General features: G+C 59.6%; 2 protein-coding genes. Both read right to left on the minus strand.

The window, feature by feature from the left end:
• On the minus strand, window positions 1-1,133 hold a 1,133-nt coding region (locus ACUHMQ_RS20380; protein WP_445297281.1), incomplete at its 3' end, for an HlyD family type I secretion periplasmic adaptor subunit.
• Window positions 1,121-3,256: type I secretion system permease/ATPase (locus ACUHMQ_RS20385; protein WP_445297282.1), on the minus strand; the 2,136-nt coding region annotated here is incomplete at its 5' end. The genes ACUHMQ_RS20380 and ACUHMQ_RS20385, both read right to left, overlap by 13 nt.

A 3,256-nucleotide genomic window follows, 5' to 3' on the forward strand; every position in this document is an offset into this window, starting at 1 on the left:
TTGCTGTACGGGTAGCTGTCGACTTTGAGTGTGACCGCCTGGCCCGCACGGACGAAACCGATATCCTGGTTCAGCACCTGGGCGTCGACCACCAGGGTGTCGTTGTCCGGGGCAATCACCATCAATTGCTGCGCGGTCTGCACCACGCCGCCAATCGTGTGGATGGCCAGCTGCTGGACATGGCCGCTGACCGGTGCACGCAGGATGCGTTGCTGTTCACGTTGGCGGTAACGACTGATATTCAACGTCGCCTCAGCAGCCTTGTCTTCCGCCTCGACCAGCTCGGTCAGCATCTGACGGCGCGTATCAGCCTGGTACTGCCGCTGCTCTGCCTGGATGCGGGCGATATTCGCGCTGTATTGCTCGCTGCGTTGCTGTTCCACCTGCAGGCTTTGTTGCGTGACATGGCGTTCGTTGTCGAACTCCATCCATTGCAACCGTGCCCCCATCTTCTGATCGCTCAGCTGCTTCCAGGCAGCAGCCTTCTCGGCCAACAACGGTAACCGCGCTGCCAGCTTCGATTGTTCCAGCTGACTGGCTGCCAGCACTGCTCGGCTTTCGGCCAGCTGTGCGTTCAACGCGGCAACACGTGCTTGATGGGCGCCGACTTGTTGTTGCAGTCGCAATTGCTGGTTCAAGTCTTGCCCGCTATCCATTTGGCTCCGTGGTGCCGGCGCCAGACCGCGTTCCATGCCTTTCAGTGCCGCTTGCAGCCGGACGATGTCCAGTTGCGCCAGCTGTTGTTGCCGTTGCAACTGAGATAGATCAGCCTGCTGTTCGCTGCTATCGAGCACCACCAACGCCTGACCGGCAACCACATGCTGACCATTGGCTACCTTGATCTCACGCACGATGCCCGCTTCCAATGGCTGCACCGACTTGACACCATGGGCCGGTACCAGCTGACCACCAGCAACAGCGTGGACATCAACCTCTCCCACCCAGGACCAGATCAGCGCCAGCGTGAACAACAGGATGATCAACCCACCGAACGCCCGCCCCGCAGGGGATGCCGGTGTGTCGAGGATCTCCAATGCTGCAGGCAGGAATTCTCGCTGATAGGACTGGGGACGTGCAGCACGCCAGCTTTGCAATGCCGCCAACGCCTGGGTACATGGGTTCAAACGGCGCATGTCGCAGCCTCCTCAAGTTCACCACCAGCCTGTAACGCACATAAGCGTGCGTAACGTCCGCCTTGGGCGATCAGTTGCGCATGACTGCCGTCTTCAACCACCTGGCCGTTCTCGACGGTCAGGATGCGGTCGGCGTGGCGCACAGTAGATAGCCGGTGCGCGATGATCAGCACCGTACGACCCTGGCAGATGGCGCGCATGTTGTGCTGAATGATGCTTTCCGATTCGTAATCGAGTGCGCTGGTGGCCTCGTCCAGAATCAAGATGCGCGGATCAGTCACCAAGGCACGGGCAATGGCAATGCGCTGACGCTGACCGCCAGACAGATTGCTGCCACGCTCTTCCAGTAAGGTGTCATAACCCTCCGGCAGCGCCAGGATGAAGTCGTGTGCACCGGCCAGCTTGGCGGCGTCAATCACCCGTTGCATGCTCATCGCCGGGTCGGACAATGCAATGTTGTCGCGTACCGAACGGTTGAATAGCAGGTTCTCTTGCAGGACCACGCCGACCTGCGTGCGTAACCAGCTGGTGTCCACCATCGCCAGATCGAAGCCGTCCACCATCACCCGACCCGACTCAGGCACGTACATGCGCTGTACCAGCTTGGTCAGCGTGCTTTTACCAGAGCCGGAGGGGCCCACAATGCCGACGGTCTGACCTGCCGGGATATCCAGACTGATACGGCGCAGTACTTCAGGTTTGTCGGCGCGGTAGCGGAAAGTGACCTGGTCGAAACTGAGTCGGCCATCGATGCGTTCCAGGCTGGAACGGTTGGGGTCATAGCCCGGCTCAGTCGGACTATTGAGCACATCGCCCAGCCGCTCCACCGAGATGCGCGCCTGCTGGAAGTCGTTCCACATCTGCGACAGGCGCAATACCGGGGCAGTGACATGGCCGGCGAACATATTGAATGCCACCAGCTGCCCTACCGTCAGACCGCCATCAATCACTGCCTTGGCACCAAAGAATAAGATCAACGCGCTACAGAGCTTGGCCACCAGTTGCACCGACTGACCCGCGATATTGCCCAGATTAGCGGCGCTGAAACTGGAACCCACATAGGCAGCCAGTAGTTCTTCCCAGCGTGCCTGGGTCTGTGGCTGTACCGACATGGCTTTCAGCGTTTCCACGCCGGTTACCGATTCGACCAGGAACGATTGGCTCTCCGCGCTACGACGGAATTTTTCATCGATACGCTTACGTAGGACCGGGGTCACCAACAGCGCGATCAACACATAGAACGGCAGTGACAGCAGTACCACCGTGGTCAGTTGCGGACTGTAGTACCACATCACCACCAGGAACACGACGGTGAACAACAGGTCCATGACCAGCGTCAGCGCTGAGCTGGTGAGGAACTCACGGATGTTTTCCAGCTCGCGTACCCGCGCCACCGTTTCGCCGACGCGGCGTGACTGGAAATAGGCCATCGGCAAGCTGAGCAGGTGGCGGAACAGCTTAGCGCCCAGCTCGACATCGATTCGGTTGGCGGTATGGGAGAACACATAGGTGCGCAAGCCACCCATGATGACTTCGAACAGTGCAATCACCACCAGGCCGATGACCAGCACATTGAGTGTGCTCATGCTCTGATGTACGAGCACCTTGTCCATCACGACTTGAAAGAACAGGGGGGACACCAGTGCAAACAGCTGGATGAACAGTGACATCAGCATCACTTCACCCAACAGGCGCTTGTACTTCATCACCGCCGGGATGAACCAGCTGAGGTCAAAGCGGCCCCCTTGGCCCAGTAACGGTGCGCGCTGGGTTGCCAGGATCAGGTGACCGTTCCAATCGGCCTCAAATTCCGCCAGTGACTGCATCGACACGTCGCCGCTGACACCGTCTTGCAGCAGTACCTGGTCGTCCGCTACCTTGCCCAGCAGTACAAAACTGCCGTCATGACGTTCCGCGATGGCGGGCAAGGGTGTGCGTGCCAGTTGCGCAGCAGAGGCCTTGACCCGACGGGACTTCAAGCCGAGCTGGCGGCATAGCCGTACCAACAGTGCACCGTCAACGGGCTGGCCAGCCAGTTCGCGTTGCAGCTGTTCGCTATTGGCGGGTAAGCGCAGGAATTGCAGCAGGATATTGAGGCAGCCGATTGCGCTGGCGGCGGTATC

It is taken from the genome of Chitinimonas violaceus (assembly GCF_052601015.1).